This is a genomic window from Neomegalonema sp., from assembly GCF_028688855.1.
Classification (GTDB): Bacteria; Pseudomonadota; Alphaproteobacteria; order Rhodobacterales; family Rhodobacteraceae; genus Neomegalonema.
The window spans coordinates 57677-80408 of record NZ_JAQTXI010000003.1 but is presented as its reverse complement, the minus strand read 5'-3'; the positions used below and the strand labels follow the sequence as shown (position 1 = coordinate 80408).

The window sequence follows — 22732 nt, the reverse complement described above, 5'->3', positions numbered from 1 at the left end:
TCAGTCAACGACGGTGAAGAAGCGCTGCAGACGCCACGTCCAGAAGGCCAGAGGATTGGAGGTCAGGCCGCCGCGTCCGTCGGGTTCGTCCTGGGCCGAGAGGAAGATGATCTCGGCGCGGCCGATGAGGTTCTCGGCGGGCACGTAGCCGACATGGGTCGTGCGGCTGTCCATGGAATCGTCGCGGTTGTCGCCCATCATGAAGTAATGGCCCGCCGGAACCACGAATTCCGGCGTGTTGTCGGTGGGCGAATGGTCGCTGTAGTTCAGCACCTCGTATTCGCGGCCGTTGGGCATGGTCTCGATGAAGCGCGCGTGGTTGATCTTGCGCCCGTCGGGCAGCAGATCGGAGAAATCCGCGATCCGGCGCTGAGGCAGCAGCTCGCCGTTGATGTAGAGGCGGCTGCGCTGCACCTGGATCCGGTCGCCCGGCAGGCCCACCAGACGCTTGACGTAGTCGGTGGCGTTGTCGGTGGGCAGCTTGAAGACGATCACGTCGCCGCGCTCGGGCTCCCGCGCGAGGATCCGGCCCGAAAAGAGGTCCGGGCTGAAGGGCAGAGAGTACCGGCTGTAGCCATAGGCGTATTTCGAGACGAAGAGGTAATCGCCCACCAGCAGCGTCGACTTCATCGAGCCCGAAGGAATGCTGAAGGGCTGGAACAGCACCACCCGGAAGGCCAGGGCGATCAGCAGCGCATAGACGATCGTGCGCACGAATTCGCCCAGAGTCTCGCGACGACCCTGCTCGCGCGGCGTCGCGGCGAGCGAGGAGATCGGCGAAGACTCGGACGGACGTCCCTCCGAAGGGTTCTGGTCGTTCGGATCGGGCGATGCGGGCATGAACGGGGCTTTCGCGCGGCGGGCGTTGGGCGGTATCCTTGGCGCATAAACGCCTCAGGAGGGCGGTTTGTCAAGCGCAGGGGCCCCCGGAGCAGGAGCGGCGCAGGGCCGCGCCTCGATCACCACGAAGGCCAGGGCGTAAGGCGGATCATCCGTGAGGCTCACATGGATCACGGCTTCATGGCCCTCCGGCGTCAGGGCCCGCAGCCGCTCCAGAGCCCCGCCCGTCAGACGCAGGGTCGGCTGGCCGGAAGGAAGATTGGCGACCTCCATCTCGCGCCAGGCGACGCCCATCCGCAGACCGGTGCCCAGAGCCTTGGAGCAGGCTTCCTTCGCGGCCCAGCGCCGGGCGTAGGGCTCTTCGGGCTTCGCCGAGCGCCGGGCGCGGGCCCTTTCGCCCTCGGTGAAGACGCGCTCCTCGAAGCGGAGGCCGAAGCGCTCCAGAGTCCTCTGGATGCGGCGGATGTCCGCCAGATCCGACCCGATCCCGAGAATCACGACGCCGAAGGCGCAAGCGCGCGCCCCTCCGCCATGGCCGCCTTCATGCGCCGGATGGCCGCCTCAAGCCCGACGAAGACCGCATCCGAAACCAGGAAATGCCCGATGTTCAATTCGCGGATCTCCGGCGCGCGGGCGATCTCGCGGGCGAGCTCACAGGTCAGGCCGTGGCCCGCATGGACCTCCAGCCCGAGGCCATGCGCCAGACGCGCGCCCTCGCGCAATTCGCGCAGCAGACGGGCGGCCTCTCCGGCCTCGCCCGCGTGATGGGCGTCGCACCAGGCGCCGGTGTGCAGCTCGACCACCGCCGCTCCGATCTGCGCCGAGGCTTCGATCTGGCGCGGATCCGCCCCGATGAAGAGAGAGACCCGCGACCCCGCCGCGCGCAAAGGCGCGATGAACTCCGAGAGCCGCGCCTTGTCCCCCGCGACCTCCAGGCCGCCTTCGGTGGTGCGCTCCTCGCGGCGCTCGGGCACGAGGCAGACCGCATGCGGCTTCAGCCTCAGCGCCAGAGCCTGCATTTCGGCGGTGGCGGCCATCTCGAAATTCAGGGGCTTCGTCAGCTCGACCGCCAGACGCTCCATGTCGGCGTCGGTGATGTGGCGGCGGTCCTCGCGCAGATGGGCGGTGATTCCGTCGGCGCCCGCGGCCTCGGCGCGCTGCGCCGCCTCCACGGGATCCGGATGGCGGCCGCCCCGCGCATTGCGCAGCGTGGCCACATGATCGACGTTGACCCCCAGACGCAACGGCGCGCTCATGACGGATTCCCCTTCCCTGCGGCCCGGCCCTCCCGTCAGGAGGCCGGATCCTCCGGCTTCTTCAGCTCGCCGCCCGGAGGCGTCCCCTTCTCGCGGTCCTTGCCCCTCTCGCGGCCCTTGAGCTCCTCGCGGACGCTCTGGAGCGCCCGCAGCCCCACCAGAGCCGCGCCCGACTCGCGCGGCTCGGCGACCGGCGGCGCCCTCTGGGCCGCGATCTCGGCCAGACGCGCGGCGCGCTTCTCGGCGCGGCGCTTCTGGAAGGCGTCCGTGCCCTTGTAGACCAGATAATAGCACAGCAGCGCGCAGAGAATCCCCGGGATCAGCCCGCCCACCAGATAAGGCCAGAAGACTTCGTCGAAGAGCCGCCAGGCCTGACGCATCACCCGTCCGAAGGTGACGATGTGCCCGCCCTCGCCCTCGTCGATCTCGCTGGCGACCCAGCGCAGGAAGGTCGCCCAGAGATCCGCGAAGGACTGGAGGATCGTCTCGCCCTGCGCCTCGCCGTGATGCGAGCGCCCGAGCATCCAGCGTCCGAGCGAAACCGACATCACCGCGATGGGCCCGATGGTGAAGGCGTTGCCCACGAACTGCCCCACCGCCGCCGCCAGCAGATTGCCCCGGAAGATCCAGGCCAGCGCCAGACAGCCGATCATGTGGAAGCCGAAGAGCGGCGTGAAGGAGATCAGCGCCCCGAAGGCGAACCCCAGAGCGATGCTGTGCGGCGTGTCCTTGAGGCGCTGGACCTTGCGTCCGAAATACTGGAAGCCCCGACGCCAGCCCTTGCGCGGCCAGATCATGCTCCGCGTCCAGGCCAGCCAGCTTTGCGGAGTGCGCCGCTTGAACACCGCCGCGCCCTCCCGCGCTCAGACCAGCCCGCGGCTGCCCGGCTTCACCGCCGGGATCGCCGCAAGCTCGGGAGGAAGGGCGTCGGGAGCCCAGGCGGGCGCGCCGATCCCCGTCAGCGCGACCAGAGGGACGCCGATGTCGGCCGCCCCGCCCGAGCGGTTCACCAGACAGGCGCCGCCCACCGGATCTCCGCCCGCCGCGCGGATCGCGTCGAGGCATTCGCGCGAGGAGAGCCCGGTCGTCACCACGTCCTCGACCATGAGGATCCGCGCGCCCGCCGGAATCGCGAAGCCGCGGCGGAACTGGAACTTCCCTTCGACGCGCTCGGCGAAGATCGAGGGAACCCCGAGCTGACGCGCCAGCTCGTAGCCCACCACCACTCCGCCCATCGCCGGAGAGACGCAGAGGTCGACGGGCCCGATCCCGGAGGCGCGGACCTTCTCCGCCAGCGCCCCGCAGAGCCGCGCGGCGCGCGCCGGATCCATCATCACCCGGGCGCATTGCAGATAGACGGAGCTGCGCAGCCCCGAGCTGAGGATGAAATGCCCCTCCAGCAGAGCCCCGGCGGCGCGGAATTCGTCCAGAACGGCGTCGGGGGGAAGGGCGGAAGGGGCGGCCATGGTCTTCAACTCCTCTGGGTCCCGGGGCCGGAGGCGGCGGGGGGCTGCGCGAGCGCCTCCCCCTCCATCACGCGCTCGACCGAATCGACCGGATCGGCGTTCTTCAGGCCGCCTATGATCGCCGCGAGATGGCGAAAGCTGCGGACCTCTATGTTGACGCGGAATTCGTAAAAGGCGGCTTTCCGGTCGATCAGATGCAGATCGTCGATGTTGGCGCCCTGGTCCGCGAGGATCTGGCAGAGCTGCGCCAGAGCCCCCGGCGTGTTGATCAGCCGCACCCGCAGAGCCGCCACATGATCGTCGAAACGCTCTTCGTCCGGCGACCATTCGGCTTCGCGCCACTGGTCGGCGTTCTCCTCGTCGGCGGCCACCACGGGGCATTCGCGCCGATGGGCGAGGAAGCCGCCTTCGGGATGGGGAATCGCCAGGATCTTGTCGCCGGGCACCGGCCGGCAGCAGCTCGCCAGCTTGAGGCCCCGCCGCAGCGTCTCCTGAGGCGCGTCGAGGAAGCGCGCGGGCTGGCTGGCGCGCTCGCCCGTCGCTCCCACGGTCTTGGGCGCATGGCCCGGATGCATCAGCGCGATCACCCGCGCCGCGCTCACGAACTGCGGCGCCGCCCTGGCGTCCCAGCGGGCGACGTCGGCGAGGACCTCCTGACGGCTCATCGCCCAGCGGGCCGCCGCGACGTCCACGTCGCGGGCGTCGTATTCGAGCCCCGCCGTGCGGTAGGCGAAGCGCAGGATCCGTTCGCCGCTGATGGCGGCTTCGGCGATCTCCTGCTCCTCCAGCGCGCGGCGGATCGCCGAGCGGGCGCGGCCGGTCTTGACGATCTGCTCCCACCAGCCTTCGGGGCGCTGGTTCTCGGAGCGGCGGATCTCGACCACGTCGCCGTTGCGCAGCTTCGCCGTGAGCGCCGCCCGCAGGCCGTTGATCTCGCCGCCGACGCAGGTGTCGCCGACCCGGGTGTGGATGGCGTAGGCGAAGTCCAGCAGCGTCGCGCCCTGAGGCAGGCGCTTCACCTCGCCCTTGGGCGTGAAGCAGAAGACGCGGTCGTGATAGAACTCCATCCGCGCGGTGGCGAGGGCGTCGCGGGGATTCTCGGAATCCAGCTCCTCGGCGACCTCGGCCAGCCAGGCCTGAGGGTCCATCTTGAAGCGCTGGGCGTTGGAGACGCCGTCCTTGTAGCTCCAGTGCGCCGCCACGCCGGTTTCGGCGAGTTCGTGCATGTCCTCGGTGCGGATCTGCACCTCGACGCGCTGGGTGCCCTCCAGCGCGTCGGCGCCGGTCATCATGACGGTGGTGTGCAGCGAGCGGTAGCCGTTGGCCTTGGGCAGCGAGACGTAATCCTTGAAGCGGCCCGGCACCACATGCCAGCGCTGATGGATCGCCCCGAGCGCCCGATAGCAGTCGTCGGCGGTGCGCAGGATCACCCGGAAGGCGATCACGTCGGAGAGCTGCTGGAAGCCGTCGTCGTCGTCGGGATTGAGGTGCTTCTCCTGCAGCTTGCGCCAGATGGAGAAGGGGCGCTTCATCCGCCCCCCGACCCGCGCGCCGACCACGTGATTGCGTCCGAGCTCCATCTCCAGGGCCTCGGAGACCGAACGGATCACCGCTTCGCTGGTCTCGCGCCCGCCGCCGCGCTCGCGGCGCATCTGGGCGATGCGCCGGATGATCGACTGATAGCCCGCGGGATTGAGCGTCCGGAAGCAGGCGTCCTCCAGATCCTCGCGCATCTCCTGCATGCCCATGCGGCCGGCGAGGGGCGCGTAGATCTCCAGGGTCTCGCGGGCGATGCGCTGCTGCTTGTCGGGGCGCAGGTTCTCCAGAGTGCTCATGTTGTGCTGGCGGTCGGCCAGCTTCACCAGAAGCACGCGGGCGTCCTCGGCCACCGCGAGGATGAGCTTGCGCAGATTCTCGGCCTGCTCGGACTGCTTGACGCGCTGGCGCTCGAATTCGTCGGGCGCGACGGATTCCCCGCCCCGGGCGGCGCTCTCGCGGATGGCCTTCTTGCGGATGTCGGCCATCTTGCCGACCTTGGTGACGCCCAGCACGATGCGCAGCACGTCCGGCCCGCAGGCGTCGAGGATCTCGCTTTCGGGGGTGGGGGTGTCCTCGATCACGTCATGGAGCATGGCCGCCGCGATGGTCGCGTCGTCCAGCTTGTAGCCCATGAGGATCGAGACCGCCGCCAGAGGATGGCTGAAATAGGGCGTGACGCCGTCGGCGCGGGTCTGATGGGCGTGCGAGGCCGCGCCGATGGCGTAGGCGCGGCGCAGCATCTCCGAATCCGACTTCGGATTATAGGCCCGGACGCGGGCGACCAGTTCATCGGCCGACATCATCAGCGGAGTCTCCTCCCGGCGTCGGGGTCGGCGCCGGAAGCGGGACGCCGACGCGGGACGATCAGGACTTGCCCATCTCGTTGAGGGCCTGGATCAGGTCGGCCTCGGTGAGCGGCTGCTCGTCGGGACGATCCTCGCTCTCGTTCATGCGCTCGGCCATGCCGTCGTCGTCGGGCTCGTCGACCTCGACGTGCTTCTGGAGGCTTTCGATGGCCGATTCGCGCAGGCCCTCGGGCGAGAGCTTCACTTCGGCGATCTCGCGCAACGCGACGACGGGATTCTTGTCCCCGTCCTGCTCGACGAGCAGCGACGCGCCCGAAGCGATGGCGCGCGCGCGATGGGCGGCCAGAAGAACGATCTCGAAACGATTCGGGATCTTGTCGATGCAATCCTCGACGGTCACGCGGGCCATGGGGGCGTCATCCTCAAGACTGGACGGAATGCGGGTGCGAAGGGGCGATATAGACCCCGGACCGCTCAGGGTCAAGGCGCCCTCCCGCTCAGCCCGCGCGCCCAGACCCCCGCAAGACCCCCCGCCAGCCCCGCAAACGCCTGAGGAGGCCCGGAATCCGCGCGCGATCTCCGCCGGACCGGGGCCTGACCGGGGCGCCCCGCCCCGCGCGGCGCGCGGCGCCGCAGGAGGCCGCCGAAGGCCCGGAAAGCCCCGACGCGGCGCCGAATCGTCCGTCTGCGCCGTCGCGTTCCGGAGGCTTGTCCGGAGAACGTTAAGGCGTCAAGATGGGAAGGCGCTTAAAAAACGTCTTGGAAGCCTCGGAAAAGACTTCTATTTCTTTTTCCTTGCAGGTATAAAAAACCCGCCGTATTCGTTAACGTGAACACACGCTCCGGAATGGGTTTGAATCGAAATTCAACCGTCGTGCGAAATCCGATTCGTCAAGGCTCGACCTTGCGTCAGGGCTCCGCGCGACCTTCGGCTTCGACCTGCGGAAATCCCGGAGACCGCACCCCTAGTCTAGCGAGGGAATCATGAGTCGTTTCTGGTCCAGTTTCGCCGCCGCCGCCGTCGGCGCGACGCTTTGGGCGGGCTCGGCCGCCGCTGGCGGCTACGGCGCGCCGTCCGCTCCCTGCGGCCCGGCCCCGGCCCCCTGCGGCGGCTTCGCCGCCCCCGCCACGACCTTCCTGCCGCCGCCGCCGGCCGTCGGCCCCAACTGCGGCCCCGGCTACGCCCAGCCTTTCGGCTATCAGGGCGGCTTCCATGGCTATCGCCCGGCTCCGCCGCCGCCGATCTGCACCACCGAAATCCAGTGGCAGACCACCTACCGCACCGAGCAGCGCTGCCATGAGACCTGGCGCGAAGTCTCGATCCCGGTCAGCCGCGCGGCTTCGGTCCCCGGAACCTGCGGCCCCAATCAGGTCTGCCAGCAGGACGTCTTCCGGATCAAGGTGCCCCATTGCGAGCCCCGCACCGTGACCGTCCCGGTCTCCAACCCGGTCCGCGTCACCACCTGCCGCCAGCCTGACGTCAACTCCTGCGGCGTGGTCGGCCAGCCGCTCGAAGACCGCCGCTGGAGCGACCGCTGGGACCGCAACGATCGTTGGGACCGCTGGGACGGTCGCGACGGCCGTTGGGACGGCAAGGGCCATGGCGGCTTCGGCCGCGACGACTGGCGCCGTCCGGCTCCGCCGATCCACAACCCCGGCCCGTCCTTCCACACGGGTTCGGTCTTCGGGCCCTCCTACGGCGGCCCGGTGACCAACTACCGCGCGGCCCGCACCTCGCTGAGCGTCGACCTCGGCGACGCGGCCCCGGCCTCCGCCACGGTCGTCGCCTCCGCTCCGGCGGTCGAGGTCGCCCCGGCGGCGCCCGTCGCCAGCGGCTCGACCCAGTGGCTGCCCTACTGAGTCGCGGATCGGCTCCGGCGCGCGGGACCTCCCGCGCCGGAGCCCTCGCGGTTCGAACGCGCGCGCGGCTTTCGGGAGACAGCCGCGCGCGAAGCGTTTCCGGGGTCTTGCGGCGCGGCGCTTTCTTGCGGCACCCTTGCCGCCGCGACGTCTCCGCCTGCGCCTTGCGGCCCCGGCCCGAGGCGCCGAAGCCGGAGACGCAAGGGGAGGCGCGCGATGGTCGAGTATCAGGTTGAATCGCTCATCGCCGAGGGCGCCATCGCCCGACGCACGCAGGATCTCGCGGCGGACATCTCCGCCGCCTTCGCCGACACCGATCAGCTGCTTCTGGTCGGGCTTCTGCGGGGCTCCTTCATCTTCATCGCCGATCTCGCCCGACAGCTGGACCTGTCCTGCGAAGTCGACTTCATGGTCGTCTCCTCCTATGGCCAGGGTCTGGAATCCTCGGGCAACGTGCGCATCCTCAAGGATCTGGACACCGAGATCGCCGGGCGCGACGTGCTCATCGTCGAGGACATCGTGGACACCGGCCGCACCCTCTCCAAGGTTCTGGAGATGCTGAAGCTGCGCAATCCGCGCCGGATCGAGATCTGCACGCTGCTCAACAAGCCCTCGCGGCGGACGGTGGATCTGGACGTGCGCTGGATCGGCTTCGACGTGGGCGACGAATTCGTCGTGGGCTACGGCATCGACTACGCCCAGCGCAACCGCACCCTGCCCTATATCGGCGTGGTCAAGCCCCTCGCGGCGCCTCCCGCCGAGGGCTGATCCTCAGCCCGGGAGCCAGTCCGACCTTCGTCGGATGACCCGTCCATGCATGCCCGCTATGCGCAATCCGGGCGCCTCAAGGCTCCCAAAGCGGTTTATAAAGGGGGCATCGGAGATTTGACGCGGGCGTGGCCCGTGTGAAGGCTCTGTCCTCCCTATGATCTGGCCCGGCCGCGCGACGACGCGCAGCCGGGCTTTTTTTTCAGGCCCGCGCCCAGAAGCCGAGGAGATCGGCGCCGCAGGGCTCCAGGGATTCGAGCCGCCAGCGCGGCGCCTGCGCGAGGCGCTCCAGACCGAGCGGCCCCATCGCCGGACGCGATTCGCTCCCCAGCGCCGCCCCCGCCGAGAACCAGGCCAGGGAATCGACCAGATCCGCCCCGATCAGCCCCGCCGCCAGACGCCCCCCGCCCTCGCAGAAGACCCGCGTCAGGCCGCGCGTCCCCAGCTCCGCGAAGACCGCCCGCAGGTTCAGTCCGCCCTCGGGCGCCATGGGGACGGCGATCAGCTCGGCGCCCGCCGCGCGCAGAGCCTCGGCGCGCTCCGGCGGCGCCTCGGGGCCGTGGAGGATCCAGAGCGGGCGCTTCTGCGCCGTGGCGACCAGCCGCGACTCCGGAGGCGCCTCCAGCCGCGAATCGAGCAGGAGCCGCAAGGGAGACCGCCCCTCCAGCCCTTCGATCCGCACGTCCAGAGCGGGGTCGTCGGCGCGCAGGGTGGCCAGTCCGACGAGAATCGCGTCATGCTCGGCGCGCATCAGATGGACCCGACGCCGCGCCTCGGGTCCGGTGATCCAGCGCGATTCGCCGCTCGCCAGAGCGATCCGCCCATCCAGAGAAGCCGCCAGCTTCAGCGTGAGGAAAGGCCGTCCTTCGCGCAGGCGGGTCAGGAATCCGGCGTTGAGCCGCGCCGCGGCCTCGGCCTCGACGCCCTCCGTCACGGCGATTCCCGCCGCCCGCAGAATCGCGAAGCCGCGCCCCGCCACGCGCGGATCCGGATCGCCCAGAGCCGCCACCACCCGCGCCGGAGCCGCCGCCACGAGGGCCTCCGCGCAAGGGGGCGTGCGGCCGTGATGGGCGCAGGGCTCCAGAGTCACATAGACCGTCGCGCCCTTCGCGTCGCCGCCCGCCGCCGCCAGAGCCGCGAGCGCCGCCCGCTCGGCGTGGGGACGCCCGCCCGCCGCCGTGCGTCCGCGCGCCAGAAGGGCCCCGTCCCGCAGGATCAGGCAGCCCACCGAAGGATTCGGCCAGGTCTCGCCCAGGCCCCGACGCGCCAGAGCCAGAGCCGCCCGCATCCGGCGGGCGTCCTCCTCGCGGTTCATGAGGGTTTCTTCGCCGCCTTGGATTCCTCGGCCGCATGACGGATCGCGGCGGCGAAATCCTCGAAATCGGCGGCTTCGTTGAAATCCTTGTAGACCGAGGCGAAGCGCACGTAGGCCACCGCGTCGAGATCGGACAGCGCCTCCATGGCCATCTCGCCGATCTTGCCGCTGGCGATCTCCGATTCGCCCAGCGTCTCGACCCGCCGCGCCAGACCGCTCACCAGCTGGTCGATCCGCTCCTCGGCGAGAGGCCGCTTGCGCATGGCGATCCGCAGCGAACGCGCGAGCTTCTCGCGGTCGAAGGGCTCGCGTCCGCCGTCCTTCTTGCGCACCATGACCTCGCGCAGCTGCGCGCGCTCATAGGTGGTGAAGCGCGCCCCGCAGGAAGGACAGACCCGCCGACGCCGGATCGCGGATTGATCCTCGGCGGGGCGGGAATCCTTCACCTGGGTGTCGGGCTCGGCGCAGAAGGGACAGCGCATGGCTCGGGCTCCTCAAAACAGGGGCGGATCCCCGCCCTCGCGCCAGAATTTCTGCTTGCGGTAGATCGTCGCCGGAGAAACCCCCAGAAACACCGCAGCCTTGCGCACGTCGCCCTGACAGAGCTCCACCGCCCGCTCGATGGCCTCGCGTTCGAGGTCGGAAAGCGGCCGGATCGCCCGGGAGAGCGCCACCAGATCGTCGGGATTGGGCGCGGAGCCCTCGCCCAGAGAGATCGCCGGCGCCGCCTCGCGCCCTCGCTGCGGCGCATGCCCTCCGAAGACCGCCCCCGCCGCAGGTCGGGCCGGAAGCCCCCCTCCCCGCACCAGAGCGGGCAGCATGGCCGCGGTCAGCATGGCCCCGTCGTTGAGCACCACGGCGTTGCGCAGGGCGTTCTGCAGCTGGCGCACGTTGCCCGGCCAGCCGAAGCCCAGCAGCGCCGCCCTGGCGTCCTCGGCGAGCCCCTTGAAGCTGCGGCCCTCCTCGGCGGCGTAGAGCTGCACGAAGCGGTCGGCGATCATCAGCACGTCGTCGCCGCGCTCGCGCAGCGGCGGAAGCCCGATGGGAATCACATGCAGGCGATAATAGAGGTCTTCCCGGAAACGCCCCGCGCTCACCTCCTCCAGAGGATCGCGGTTGGTCGCGCAGACGAAGCGCACGTCCACATGCTGCGCCGCCGCCCGCCCCACCGGATTGAAGGCCCCCGTCTGCACGAAGCGCAGAAGCTTCGTCTGCAGATGCGGCGACATCTCGCAGATCTCGTCCAGAAAGAGCGTGCCCCCGTCCGCCAGACGCGCCGCGCCCGGCTTGTCGGCCACGGCGCCCGTGAAGGCGCCCTTCACATGGCCGAACATCTCGCTTTCCATGAGCTCGCCGGGGATCGCCGCGCAGTTGATCGCCACGAAGGGCCGCTCCCGACGCGGGCTCTGCTGATGGATCGCCTGGGCGCAGACCTCCTTGCCCACGCCGCTCTCGCCGGTCACGAAGACCGTGGCGCTGGAGCGCGCCGCGCTCTCGATGGCCCGATAGACGCCCTGCATGGCGTCGCTGGCCCCCACGAAGCCTTCGAACTGGGCGCGGCGCGCGGGCGCGGACGTCCCCGGAACGGGCGGCGCCGCCAGAGCCTGCGCGAAACGGCGGCGGTCGGCGTGATTGGCGATGGCCGTGATCAGCCGGTCCGGACCGAAAGGCTTGACGAGGAAATCGGCGGCGCCCGAGCGCATCGCCTCCACCGCCACGCCGATGGAGCCATGCGCCGTGATCACCACCGCCGGAAGGCCCGGATGGCTCTCGCCGAGCTGACGCAGAACCTCCATGCCGTCGCAGTCGGGCAGCTTCAGATCGAGCAGCACCAGGTCGGGTTCTTCGGCGCGCACGGCCTCCAGAGCCCCCGCGCCCGTCTCGACATGCGAAACCTTGTAAGGCTCGTCGCGCAGATAGCCCATGTAGGTGCGCGCCAGAGCCGCCGCATCCTCCACGAGGAGAATGCGCAGGGGCCTGTCGGCGACGGAGGGCGGTGCGGTCGGAGGAGCCATGGGCGCGCTGAAGCCTCTGTTATCATTTTGAGACGCAGAATTAGGCGGACGGAGGGGAGGCGTCAAGCCGAATCGCGGGGCGAGAAGCGCGCCCCCGGCAGACGCACCCGCGCCCGCAGACCCCGCCCCGGCGCCGTGACGATCTCCAGATCTCCCCCATGGAAGCGCGCCAGAGATTTCACGATGGGCAGGCCCAGCCCCGTGCCCTTGTGGCGCTTGCCGCTTTCGAGCTGGCCGAAGGGCTCCAGAGCCACCGCGACCTCGTCGGCTTCGAGCCCCGGCCCCTCGTCGGCCACTTCGAGCAGCAGGCCGCCCTGGGGCTCGCGCTCGACCCGCAGCACCACCGTTCCGCCCGAAGGCGAGAACTTCGCCGCGTTGGAGAGCAGATTCAGCAGGATCTGCTTGAGCCGCCGCTCGTCGCCCCAGAAGGGCGGCAGATGCGGGTCCGCCGCCTCGACGAAACGCTTGTCGCGCCCGTCGTCCAGCCGCGCGGCGTAGCGGAGGCTCTGATGGGCGATGAAGCCCAGATCGCACCAGCTTTCCGCAAGATGCAGATCGCCCGTCTCGGCCCGCGAGAGGTCGATCAGATCATTGATCAGATCCAGCAGGAGCTCGCCGCTGGAGAGGATGTCGCCCGCGTAATCGGCCGCCTCCGCCGAGGTCAGCGCCGAGGCCCTCGGACGGCGCAGGATCTCGGCGTTGCCGATCACCACGTTCAGCGGCGTGCGCAGCTCATGGCTGATGTTCGCGAGGAAGGCGCTTTTCGCCCGACTCGCCGCCAGGGCCTCGTCGCGGGCGGTCTCCAGAGCCTGACGCGCCAGAGCCAGTTCGTTGCGCTGCTGCACGAGGTTGCGCTGGAGACGGGCCGTCTCGGCCGCGTCCTGGAGCACGAGCGCCAGCTGGCCGGAATGCGGATCGAGATAGGCCCGCAGATTGACGTATTGCGGCGATTCGCCGTCGCCGCCGCAGTGGATGGAGACGTTCTCGAAGCTCAGCCCCCGCAGCTCCTCGCCCGAGCGGATCCGCCGGAGCGTCTCCTCGCAGCCGATCAGGGCGGGAAAGGCCTCCAGGGCGTCGTCTCCGACGGAGGCGGCGAACTTCTCGCCCCCGAGCACATGCGTGACCCGCAGATCCGGGTCGAGCAGGGCGATGGCCATGTCCCCGCGCGAAAACAGACTCCGCGCCGCCCAGAGCAGCGCCTCCTCCTCGGTCGAAGCCCCCATGGCGCCTCTGGTCGCATCCTGCATGCCGCCCGCCGTCATTGATGGCTCCGACCCGAAGCCCGAAGTCCGGAAGACCAGACGCCGGAAGCCTGCGCGAAGATCAAGGCCCCTGCAAGGCGTCCGGGGCGCCGGGGTCGGGGAATCTCACAGGCCATAGGCCAGAACCTGCGTTCCGAGCTTGCGGAAGGCTTCGCGCACGCCCGCGCCGGTCAGGGCGCTGGTGAGCAGGGGCTCCACGCCGAAGCGGTCCTCCAGATCCGGCAGCCCGAGCCTCTCGCGGGCGTCGGGCGCCGCGACGAGGTCCGCCTTGTTGAAGGCCAGGGCGAAGGGGCGTCCGGGCGCCTGCTCCTCGAACATCTCGGCGTAGGCGGAGACCGTCCGCAGCGCGGTGGCCCGCGTGGCGTCGCCCACGATCAGCGCCCCCGAGGCCCCGATCACGTAGCGCTCGGCGTGAGGGCCGGGCTCGGCGGCGCCCTCCACGTCCCAGATCATGAAGCGCAGACGCAGGGGCTCCTCCTCGAAGAGGATCTCGTCCTCGTATTTGTAGAGATTCACCCCGAGCGTCGCGTGATAATCCTGCGCGAAGGCGTTGAACACGTAACGGCGGATGAGCGAGGTCTTGCCGACCCCGAAATCTCCCAATACGCAAATCTTGTGGGTCTTCATCCGACGCCCTCCTGGCCGAGACGTGCCGCGCCTCCGCGCCGGAGAAAAATCCCCCGCCTTCATCCGGCGGCATGATGCGAAGCCCGCCGCGCCCTGTCCAGCTTCTTCGCGCCTGCGGGAGGTTTTGCGGGCCCGGTGCGGCTTTCAGCGCGCAATCGGCGGCCTCCGGAGCCCTTCGCCCCAACCGGAATCTTCCGTATCCGGATCCATGGCGCGAAACGGAGCGGATCGCGCTCGCCAGGCGCGAGGCCGCGCGGAGACGGACGGCCTCGGGCGGCGAATCTCCCCGCCCCGCAGGAGGCCTCCGGGCTCAGGGCGCGAACTGCTCGCGCAGGATCCTTTCGTCGAGGCCGTGGCCGTCGTCGAAGAGCAGCCGCAGCGTGACCTCCTGGGCGGAACGGATCTCGACCCGCGCCACGTCGCGGATCTCGGTCATGTCGGCCACGGCGCTGACCGGGCGCTTCTCGACCTCCAGCACCTCGAAGACCACCTCGGCCCGTTCGGGCAGCACCGCGCCGCGCCAGCGGCGGGGGCGGAAGGCCGAGATGGGCGTCAGGGCCAGAAGCGCCGCCCCGATGGGCAGGATCGGTCCATGCGCCGAGAAGTTGTAGGCGGTGCTCCCCGCCGGCGTGGAGACCAGGGCGCCGTCGCAGATCAGCTCCGGCAGACGCTCGGCGCCGTCCACGAAGATGCGCAGCTTCGCCGCCTGGCGGCTCTCGCGCAGCAGCGAGACCTCGTTGACCGCCAGCGCCGTCAGGGGCGAGGCGGCGCCGCGTCCCCAGGCCCGCATCCGCAGGGGATGCAGAAGGGATTCCTGCGCCCGCTCCAGACGGCCCGGCAGATCCTCTTCCTGATATTCGTTCATCAGGAAGCCGACCGAGCCGCAATTCATGCCGTAGATGGGTTTTTCGAGATCCATGTGCCGGTGCAGCGTGTCGAGCATGGCCCCGTCGCCGCCGAGCGCCACGATGACGTCGGCCTGGTCGAGCGGCGTCTCGCCATAGCGCGCGGCGAGACGATCCCGCGCCTGCCGCGCCTGTCCGGTCGCGCTCGCGACGAAAGCCGCCTTCATGCCGTCCCTCCCCAAAGCTGGCCGCTCCGTCTCCGGAAGCCTGCGGAGGCTCCGCTGTTTCGCCGCGAAGCGCAAGCCGCTCCGCATGAAAAAACGACGCCCCGCCGGTGAGGGCGGGGCGTCGCGGAAGATTCGGAGATCAGATCGCAGACCGGATCAGAGGCGCAGGCCCAGAGCCGACAGCGTGTCGATGGTCAGACCGCCGGTGCCCTCGCCAGCGGACTGCTGGAAGCGGGTGACCGCCGAGGTGGTGGCCGGACCATAGACGCCGTCCAGCGGGCCCTGGTAGAAGCCGCGCTCCTGGAGAGCCTGCTGCAGGCGGCGGATGATCTCGGGCGAGGCGTTGGTCTCGCAGAGAACTTCCTTCCACTGCAGCGACTCTTCCGCGACCAGCACGTTGCGCGTGATGGTGCGGACGTCGGCCGCGACCGGCACGCGACGGATGTCGGCGGGACGATCGACGACGCGGACCGGCACGGACTGGCTCTGGCCCTGGACCGCCACGCGGCGAACCTCGGCCGGACGGTCCACGACGCGACGGGTGATGGTCGCGGTCTTGGCCGGGATCGCCACGCGGCGAACCTGAGCCGGGGTGTCCACGACGCGACGGGTGATCGTCGCGGTGCGGGCGCCGCCGCCGGCGCCGGTGGAGCGGACCTGACCACGGACCGGGTTGCCGGCGCTGTCACGGAAGACCTGACCGTCGGCCGCGAGAGCGAAGCCCTCGGGGCTGACGCCCACGGCGCCCGGGATCACGTTGCCGTTGACGTCCACGACGACGTTGCCGCCGCCGTAGCCGCCGCCGACGCCGAGACGCTCGACGCTCGCCGGGGCCGCGAGCTCGCGGGTGGCGACGGTCTGGGTCTTGGCGGGAACCGTGACGGCGCGGGCGCCGGCCGGGGTCGCGACCTGACGGACCTGGATGGTCTGGGTCTTGGCCGGGACGGCGATGCGCTGCACCTGAGCCGGGGTCTCGACGACGCGGCGGGTGATGGTGGCGGTCTTGGCCGGAACCACGACGACCTGCTGCGAGGACGGACGGTCCACGACGCGGATCTGCACGGTCTGCGACTTGGCCGGGACCGTCACGCGACGGACTTCAGCCGGACGGTCGACCACGCGGATCTGGATCGTCTGGGTCTTGGCCGGGATGGCCACGCGCTGCACGGAGGCCGGGGTGTCCACCACGCGACGGGTGTAGCCCTGGCTGGCCGCGCCGCCGCCGGCGGAGCGGAGCTGACCGCGGACCGGGTTGCCGGCGCTGTCACGGAAGACCTGGCCGTCGGCCGCGAGAGCGAAGCCCTCGGGGCTGACGCCCACGGCGCCCGGGATCACGTTGCCGTTGACGTCCACGACGACGTTGCCGCCGGTGGTGTAGCCGCCGACGCGCTGCACGGAGGCCGGGGTGTCCACCACGCGACGGGTGATCGTCGTGTACTGGGCCGGGGTGCGCACGACCTGCACGGAGGCCGGGGTGCGGACGATGCGGCGGGTGACGGTCTCATACTGGGCCGGAACTTCGACCAGGCAGAGGATCTCGCCGGTGGAGAGCGACTTCGTCTCCTTGATGGAGGCGCCGGTGATCTCGCCGCCCATGGCGTCGATGATCGCGATCGGGTTCTCGCCGCGCTTCCAGGTGGTGTAGGCCTCGCGGACCAGCACGCGGTCGGACACGGTCTCGTACTGAGCCGGGACGACCTGGTGCTGCTCGCCCTCGGCCTGGACCAGGACCTGCTCGGTCACGGTGCGGTAGGTGGCCGGGACGACCTGAAGCTGCTCGGCCGCTTCGTCAGGGGCGCCGGCGACGGCGACGCTGCGGTAGGTGGCCGGAACGACCTGCAGGGTCTCGGAGGCCTCTTCGACCACGACCTGCTGCTCGACGGTGCGGTAGGAGGCCGGGATCACCTCGAGGGTCTCGTAGGCGGGCTCGACGACCAGCTCCTGGGCGGCGGTGCGGAAGGTCGGCGGGACGATCTGGACCTGCTCGTAGGCGGGCTCGACGACCACGGTCTCCTGCACGGTGCGGAAGGTCGGGGGAACGACCTGGAGGGTCTCGTAACCGTCCTCGACGACCACTTCCTGCTGGAGGGTCTGGAAGGTGGCGGGAACGGCCTCAAGCACCTCGTAGGCGGGCTCGACGACGATCTGCTGCTGGCCGGCGCGGAACTGGGCCGGGACGACGCGCAGCTGCTCGGCGGCTTCCTCGACCACGACGGTCTCGGAGACGGAGCGGTAGGTCGCCGGGATCACTTCCAGCGTCTCGCCCTCGTCCTCGACCACGACGGTCTCGGAGACGGTGCGGTAGGTCGCCGGAACGACCTCGAGGGACTCGGCGGCTTCCTGCACGACCACGGTCTCGGTGACCGTCTTGTAGGTCGCCGGAACGACTTCGATCGTCTCGGAGGCTTCGGAGGCCACGACGTTCTCGGTGACCGTGCGGTACTGGGCCGGGATCACGACGCGGGCGTAGCAACGGCCGGGGGCCGCGTTCGGCGGATAGGCGCCGCCGAAGGCCGCGGCGGCGGCCGAGGCGCTGAGCGCGCCCTGAACCGGGGCGGAGGCGTAGCCGGCCGCCGAGGTGGTGGTCGCGCCGTAGACGGGCTGGGCGGCGTAGCCGGCCTGGCCGGACTGGACCGCGTAGGCCGCGCCGGCCTGAGCCGCGTAGGCGGCCTGGGCCGCAGCGTCCGCCGCGTAGATCTGAGCGCCGTAGCCGTCGGCCGAAGCCGCCGACACCAGCGCGCTGGTCGCCGCGCCAGCGACCACCAAGCAGCTGCTCGTCAAAAGCAGGCTCTTACGCTTCATTGCATCTCTCCACTTTTATCGCCTTCGCGCTCATCCCGTGTCGAGGGCCCGCCGGTCTGCGCCGACGCGTCCTCATCGGACCGAACCTTAGCAAACCTTGTTCCAGTCGACGTCCTTCTTGCCCGAGGACTGACGTCCTGAGAACAAGCGCCCTACCCGCTCCCCAGCGTCCTGAAACGCCTATGCGGAAGCGCAGGAGATTGGTTAGCATAGCCGCTTCTCGAATTCATTCAAAAAAGGCACAATCGTCGTTAACGAACCAAAACTGTGGCGCCCGATCAACGATCCGCCCGAATCCTTCCGGAAGCCTCCCTGTTTTCGGCGCGCGCAGGTCCTGCGTCAAGCCTCTCTGGACGGGCGGACCCCTCCCCTTATAGAGAAGAGCCTCGTTGAGGGGGGCGCCTTCGGGCGGAAGCCGCCCCCCGATGTTCCTAGATGCGGAATCCGGGAGGATTTTCATGACGCTAGATCCCATTCGCCCTCAGGGCTTCTTTTCGGATTCCCTCGCGGAGGCCGATCCCGAGATCGCGGGCGCCGTCTCCGGCGAATTGCGCCGTCAGCGCGAGGAGATCGAACTGATCGCTTCCGAGAACATCGTCTCCAGGGCGGTGATGGAGGCGCAAGGCTCTGTACTTACGAATAAATACGCCGAAGGATACCCCGGACGCCGCTATTACGGCGGATGCGGATTCGTGGACGTCGCGGAGACTCTCGCCATCGAGCGGGCCAAGGCCCTCTTCGGGGCTCGATTCGCCAACGTCCAGCCCCATTCGGGCGCCCAGGCGAATCAAGCGGTCTTCATGGCGCTGCTCAAGCCCGATGACCCGTTCCTGGGCATGGAGCTGCCGTCGGGCGGCCATCTCACCCATGGAGCGCGTGCGAACCAATCGGGAAAGTGGTTCAAAGCGATACAGTACGGCGTGCGAAAACAGGATTCCCTGATCGATTACGATCAGGTCGCCGCTCTGGCCTCAGAACACAAGCCGAAGCTGATTCTCGCAGGCGGCTCGGCGATCCCCAGGGAGATCGACTTTAAGAAGTTCCGCGAAATCGCTGATTCGGTTGGCGCGGTCCTTCATGTGGACATGGCCCATTTCGCCGGGCTCGTCGCGGGCGGCGTCCATCCCAATCCGGTGGACTACGCCGACGTGGTCACCACCACCACCCACAAGACCCTCCGCGGGCCGCGCGGCGGCATGGTGCTGACCAATTCCGAAGAGATCCACAAGAAGATCAACAGCGCCGTCTTCCCCGGACTCCAGGGCGGCCCGCTGATGCACGTCATCGCCGCCAAGGCGGTCGCCTTCAGGGAGGCGCTGGATCCGAGCTTCAAGGCCTACGCCCGGCAGGTGGTCGCCAACGCGCAGGCGCTGGCCGACGAACTGCTCAAGGGCGGACTGGCCATCGTCACCGGCGGCACCGACACGCATCTGATGCTCGTCGACCTGAGGCCCAAGGGCGTCACGGGCGTCGACGCCGAGAAGGCGCTCGGCCGCGCGCACATCACCTGCAACAAGAACGGCGTGCCCTTCGACCCCGCGCCGCCCACCGTCACCTCGGGCGTTCGGCTCGGGTCTCCGGCGGGCACCACGCGCGGATTCCGCGAAGAGGAGTTCCGCGAGATCGGACGCCTCATCGTCGAGGTGGTGGACGGGCTCGCGGCCAACGGCGCCGAGGCCAACGGAGAGGTCGAGGCCGAGGTGAAGGAGAAGGTCCTCGCCCTCTGCGCGCGCTTCCCGCTCTACTGATCCCGCGAGCGCGCGCCGCCCTCTGCGCGGGGCGGCGCGCCGCACGACCAAAGACGGGTTCGACCTCGCCCCTCTTCCTCGGTTATCCTCCCTCCTTATGACTTCGGCGCATATGAAGGCGACGACCGCCCGGCGCGCCTGCTTCCGGGAGGAAAGCCATGCTCCGCATCCGCCCCCCCGCGCTCGGCGCGGTTCTCGCGTTCGCCGCGCTCTCGGCCGCGCCGGCCTCGGCGCAGGAGATCCCGCCCGATCCGCTGAAATCCGGGATGTGGGAGCTGGTCGCCGAGGAGAATTTCCCCGGAGAGATCGTCTTCGATCCGCGCGTGAAGCTGAGTCTGCCCGCCGCCGCCGAAGACCAGTTCCACGTCCCCGTCACCATCGACGCCCGCGCGCTGGCCGCCGAGATCGGCCCCATCGAGGAGATGGTGGTCGCGGCGGATCTCAATCCGATCATCCATGCGGTCACCTTCCGGCCCGGCGAGAAGGCCGAGCCCTTCCTCGGGCTGCGGATCAAGGTCGAGCAGACGACGCCGGTGCGGGTGGGCGTGCGGGGCGCGGATGGAATCTGGAGGGTCGCCGCCGCCGTGATCGACGCCGCGGGCGGAGGCTGTTCGGCGCCCGCCGCGGCTCATGGCCAGAAGGACTGGATGTCCACGCTCGGCGAGGCGCGGGCTCTGGCCAGCCGCAGCGACGCCGGAGAGACCCGCCTCTCCTTCCGGATGCGTCATCCGATGGATACGGGCTTCGCCGCCGGCGTGCCCATCTTCCATCTGGGCGAGCTGAGCCTCACGCTCGAGTCCGGCGAGGAGCTGGCCGGGCTGGAGATCTCCGCCCCGATCAGCGAGGATCCGACCTTCAATCTGCTGACCCGGCCTTCGGTCGGCGGAGCGGCGGTCTCCGTGGCGGCGCGCGACAGCGAGGGCAACCGCTTCGCCTTCTCGATCCCCCTGCCCGGGGAGGCCGTGAATTGAGCCCCGCCCCGGAGGCCACGGAGGACACGCAGGAGAGCGGCGTGAATCGCCGCGCCCTGCTCGGCGGAGCGGCGGCCCTGGCGGCCTTCGCGGGGATCGGGCCGCTCCGGGCGCAGTCCCACGCCGCGCCCCGGAGCTACCGGCTGGAGGCCGTGGAGATCGCCGCCCGCACCTGGTGCGTCTACGGCGCTCAGGAGGATCTGACCCGCGCCAACGGCGGCGCCATCGCCAACGCGGCCTTCATCCAGACTCCCGACGGGGTGGTGGTGATCGACACCGGCCCCTCGAAGCGTTACGGCGAGGCGCTCGCCCAGCTCGTCGCCGACAGGCTGCCCGGCAAGCGGATCCTGCGCGTCTACAACACGCATCATCATCCGGACCACGTCTTCGGCAACCAGGCCTTTCCGCGCGAGGCCCTTGCGGCCCCTCAGGCGGTGATCGAGGCCATGACGGCCCAGGGCGAGGCTCTGGCGGCCAACATGTACCGGATCCTCGGCGACTGGATGCGCGGCACGGTCCCCACGCCGCCGGGACGGGCCCTCAACGCCTCCCGCGAGGAGATCGGCGGGCGGGTCTTCACGCTGACCGAACTGAAGGGGCACACCGCCTGCGACCTCGTCGTCCGCGACGAGGAGACGGGCCTCGTCTTCGCGGGAGACCTCGCCTTCCTCGACCGGGCGCCCACCACGCCCAACGCCGACCTGCCCGCCTGGCGCGCTTCTCTGGCGGCGCTGCGGCGGATGGAGCGGGAGTCCCTGCTGCCCGGACATGGCCCCGTCGATCCGGCGGGCGCCTCTCTGGAGCAGACCCTCGACTGGCTGGACTGGCTCGAAGGGACGCTGCGCGAGAGCGTCGCGCGGGGCCTCACCATGAACGAGGCCATGGCGACTCCAATTCCCGCGCGCTTCGCGGCGCTCGGCGTGGCCCGGACGGAGTTCGAACGCTCCGTCGTGCATCTGCGGACGCGGCTCGAGGAGGAGATCCTCGCGGAGGCTCCGTCAGGCGGCTGATCAGGGAACGCCGCCCGAAGACGACGAACCGGCGCCGTTGACCTTGTCCAGAATACCATGCTGATACATGTCGTGCATGGCGCCGCTGAGCGCCGCGCCCGCCACGATCGCCACGATGGTCATCATGGAGGCGATCAGGCCGTATTCGATGGAGGTGGCGCCTCTGGCGCTTCGCATGAACTCCCGGATATTCCCCATATTTCCACCCTCATGACCCGACTCGCACAAGTCCGCCCCGCGAATTTCCCCCAATTCCGTTGAGGGTCTTTTAAGAAACATTATGAACGATTTGTCATCGAGCCGGATCCTTCGCGCCCCCCCCTTGCGCGATTGACCGGACTTCGGCCTGAAGGTAGCTTTCCGCGCGCCCGGAGGCCCCCGTTCAGGTCTTCCGGAGCCGCTTTGGAGAGACGGACCATGCCGAACGCCCCCGTGAACGCGCCGCCGCGCTGCTTCCAGGATCTCATCCTCACGCTGTCGCGCTACTGGGCGAGCCGGGGATGCGCCATCCTCCAGCCCTACGACATGGAGGTCGGGGCGGGCACCTTCCATCCGGCGACCACGCTGCGTTCGCTCGGCGCGCGCCCCTGGGCGGCGGCCTACGTCCAGCCCTCGCGGCGGCCCAAGGACGGCCGCTACGGCGAGAACCCCAACCGTCTGCAGCATTACTACCAGTATCAGGTGATCCTCAAGCCGAGCCCTCCCGACCTGCAGGAGCAGTATCTCGGCTCTCTGCGGGCCATCGGGCTCGACCCCTCCGTGCATGACGTGCGCTTCGTCGAGGACGACTGGGAGAGCCCCACGCTCGGCGCCTGGGGCCTCGGCTGGGAGGTCTGGTGCGACGGCATGGAGGTCTCGCAATACACCTATTTTCAACAGGTGGGAGGCCATGACTGCCGGCCCGTCTCGGGAGAGCTGACCTATGGTCTGGAGCGTCTCGCCATGTATGTCTTCGGCGTCGAGAACGTCTACGACCTGCCGTTCAATTCGCCCGATTCGCCCGTTCCGCTGAAATACGGCGACGTCTTCCACCAGACCGAGCGCGAATACTCCCGCTGGAACTTCGAGATCGCCGACACCGACATGCTCTTCCAGCATTTCCTCGACGCCGAGGCCGAATGCGGACGCATCCTCGCCGCCTCGCAGGAGGAGGGCTCCATCGTCATGGCCCATCCGGCCTACGACCAGTGCATCAAGGCCAGCCATGTGTTCAATCTGCTCGACGCGCGCGGGGTGATCTCGGTCACCGAGCGCCAAGCCTACATCGCGAGGGTTCGCGCGCTGGCCAAGGCCTGCGCCGACGCCTATCTGCGCACGCCCCAAGGCGCGGACGAAGCCGTCTGACCGCCCTTCCCCCTTAGGCCGGCTTCCCGAG

21 protein-coding genes are annotated in these 22732 nt (G+C 69.7%); 6 read left to right on the top strand and 15 right to left on the bottom strand.

Annotated features, from left to right (window positions below):
- The 7 genes from lepB to rpoZ form a co-directional block, all read right to left on the bottom strand.
- Nucleotides 1–840, bottom strand: a complete 840-nt coding sequence (gene lepB / locus PHN62_RS03130) for a signal peptidase I (RefSeq protein ID WP_300146176.1) — start codon at nt 838–840, stop codon at nt 1–3.
- A gap of 54 nt (nt 841–894) precedes the next feature.
- Nucleotides 895–1338, bottom strand: coding sequence for a holo-ACP synthase (gene acpS / locus PHN62_RS03125; RefSeq protein WP_300146174.1), 444 nt, complete (start codon nt 1336–1338; stop codon nt 895–897).
- The gene (locus PHN62_RS03120) at nt 1335–2096 is read right to left on the bottom strand and encodes a pyridoxine 5'-phosphate synthase (protein WP_300146172.1); all 762 of its coding nucleotides are present in this window, start codon (nt 2094–2096) and stop codon (nt 1335–1337) included. Before PHN62_RS03120 ends, acpS begins: the two co-directional genes overlap by 4 nt.
- Nucleotides 2097–2131: 35 nt before the next feature.
- The gene (locus PHN62_RS03115) at nt 2132–2941 is read right to left on the bottom strand and encodes a DUF2062 domain-containing protein (protein ID WP_300146169.1); all 810 of its coding nucleotides are present in this window, start codon (nt 2939–2941) and stop codon (nt 2132–2134) included.
- Between the two features lie 18 nt (nt 2942–2959).
- The gene (gene pyrE / locus PHN62_RS03110) at nt 2960–3562 is read right to left on the bottom strand and encodes an orotate phosphoribosyltransferase (RefSeq protein WP_300146166.1); all 603 of its coding nucleotides are present in this window, start codon (nt 3560–3562) and stop codon (nt 2960–2962) included.
- 5 nt (nt 3563–3567) lie between these two features.
- Nucleotides 3568–5904, bottom strand: a complete 2337-nt coding sequence (locus PHN62_RS03105) for a RelA/SpoT family protein (protein WP_300146164.1) — start codon at nt 5902–5904, stop codon at nt 3568–3570.
- Between the two features lie 61 nt (nt 5905–5965).
- Nucleotides 5966–6316, bottom strand: a complete 351-nt coding sequence (gene rpoZ / locus PHN62_RS03100; RefSeq protein ID WP_300146162.1) for a DNA-directed RNA polymerase subunit omega — start codon at nt 6314–6316, stop codon at nt 5966–5968.
- Nucleotides 6317–6891: 575 nt separating this feature from the next.
- Between rpoZ and PHN62_RS03095 the strand changes: the two genes are divergently transcribed.
- Complete coding sequence (locus tag PHN62_RS03095) at nt 6892–7767, top strand: hypothetical protein (protein ID WP_300146159.1); 876 nt, start codon at nt 6892–6894, stop codon at nt 7765–7767.
- A 216-nt stretch (nt 7768–7983) separates the two neighbouring features.
- Nucleotides 7984–8535: a hypoxanthine phosphoribosyltransferase gene (gene hpt, locus PHN62_RS03090; RefSeq protein ID WP_300146156.1), complete on the top strand. Its 552-nt coding sequence runs from the start codon at nt 7984–7986 to the stop codon at nt 8533–8535.
- A 202-nt stretch (nt 8536–8737) separates the two neighbouring features.
- Here hpt and ribD read toward each other — a convergent pair whose 3' ends face one another.
- The 7 genes from ribD to PHN62_RS03055 all read right to left on the bottom strand — a co-directional run bounded on the left by ribD (nt 8738) and on the right by PHN62_RS03055 (nt 17628).
- Nucleotides 8738–9850, bottom strand: a complete 1113-nt coding sequence (ribD, locus tag PHN62_RS03085) for a bifunctional diaminohydroxyphosphoribosylaminopyrimidine deaminase/5-amino-6-(5-phosphoribosylamino)uracil reductase RibD (protein WP_300146153.1) — start codon at nt 9848–9850, stop codon at nt 8738–8740.
- Nucleotides 9847–10332: a transcriptional regulator NrdR gene (gene nrdR, locus PHN62_RS03080; RefSeq protein ID WP_300146149.1), complete on the bottom strand. Its 486-nt coding sequence runs from the start codon at nt 10330–10332 to the stop codon at nt 9847–9849. Before nrdR ends, ribD begins: the two co-directional genes overlap by 4 nt.
- Nucleotides 10333–10344: 12 nt before the next feature.
- The gene (locus PHN62_RS03075) at nt 10345–11865 is read right to left on the bottom strand and encodes a sigma-54 dependent transcriptional regulator (protein ID WP_300146146.1); all 1521 of its coding nucleotides are present in this window, start codon (nt 11863–11865) and stop codon (nt 10345–10347) included.
- 62 nt (nt 11866–11927) lie between these two features.
- Complete coding sequence (locus tag PHN62_RS03070; RefSeq protein WP_300146143.1) at nt 11928–13127, bottom strand: sensor histidine kinase KdpD; 1200 nt, start codon at nt 13125–13127, stop codon at nt 11928–11930.
- 105 nt (nt 13128–13232) lie between these two features.
- A complete protein-coding gene (locus tag PHN62_RS03065) occupies nt 13233–13754 on the bottom strand; it encodes a Rab family GTPase (RefSeq protein ID WP_300146141.1) in 522 nt (173 codons plus the stop codon).
- 310 nt (nt 13755–14064) lie between these two features.
- Complete coding sequence (locus PHN62_RS03060) at nt 14065–14826, bottom strand: NAD kinase (protein WP_300146138.1); 762 nt, start codon at nt 14824–14826, stop codon at nt 14065–14067.
- A gap of 156 nt (nt 14827–14982) precedes the next feature.
- Nucleotides 14983–17628, bottom strand: coding sequence for a peptidoglycan-binding protein (locus tag PHN62_RS03055; RefSeq protein ID WP_300146135.1), 2646 nt, complete (start codon nt 17626–17628; stop codon nt 14983–14985).
- A 458-nt stretch (nt 17629–18086) separates the two neighbouring features.
- On the opposite strand from PHN62_RS03055, the gene glyA reads away from it, so the two are divergent.
- The 3 genes from glyA (at nt 18087) to PHN62_RS03040 (ending at nt 21357) form a co-directional block, all read left to right on the top strand.
- On the top strand, nt 18087–19376 hold the full coding sequence (glyA, locus tag PHN62_RS03050) for a serine hydroxymethyltransferase (protein WP_300146132.1): 1290 nt from the start codon (nt 18087–18089) through the stop codon (nt 19374–19376).
- A gap of 158 nt (nt 19377–19534) precedes the next feature.
- Nucleotides 19535–20347, top strand: a complete 813-nt coding sequence (locus tag PHN62_RS03045; protein WP_300146129.1) for a quinoprotein dehydrogenase-associated SoxYZ-like carrier — start codon at nt 19535–19537, stop codon at nt 20345–20347.
- Entirely contained in the window at nt 20344–21357 is a 1014-nt protein-coding gene (locus PHN62_RS03040) for a quinoprotein relay system zinc metallohydrolase 1 (protein WP_300146126.1), read from the top strand. Before PHN62_RS03045 ends, PHN62_RS03040 begins: the two co-directional genes overlap by 4 nt.
- Here PHN62_RS03040 and PHN62_RS03035 read toward each other — a convergent pair whose 3' ends face one another.
- Nucleotides 21358–21534, bottom strand: a complete 177-nt coding sequence (locus PHN62_RS03035; RefSeq protein ID WP_300146122.1) for a Flp family type IVb pilin — start codon at nt 21532–21534, stop codon at nt 21358–21360.
- Nucleotides 21535–21774: 240 nt separating this feature from the next.
- Here PHN62_RS03035 and PHN62_RS03030 point away from each other — a divergent pair, with 240 nt between their 5' ends.
- The gene (locus PHN62_RS03030) at nt 21775–22701 is read left to right on the top strand and encodes a glycine--tRNA ligase subunit alpha (RefSeq protein ID WP_300146119.1); all 927 of its coding nucleotides are present in this window, start codon (nt 21775–21777) and stop codon (nt 22699–22701) included.
- Nucleotides 22702–22732: the final 31 nt, after the last annotated feature.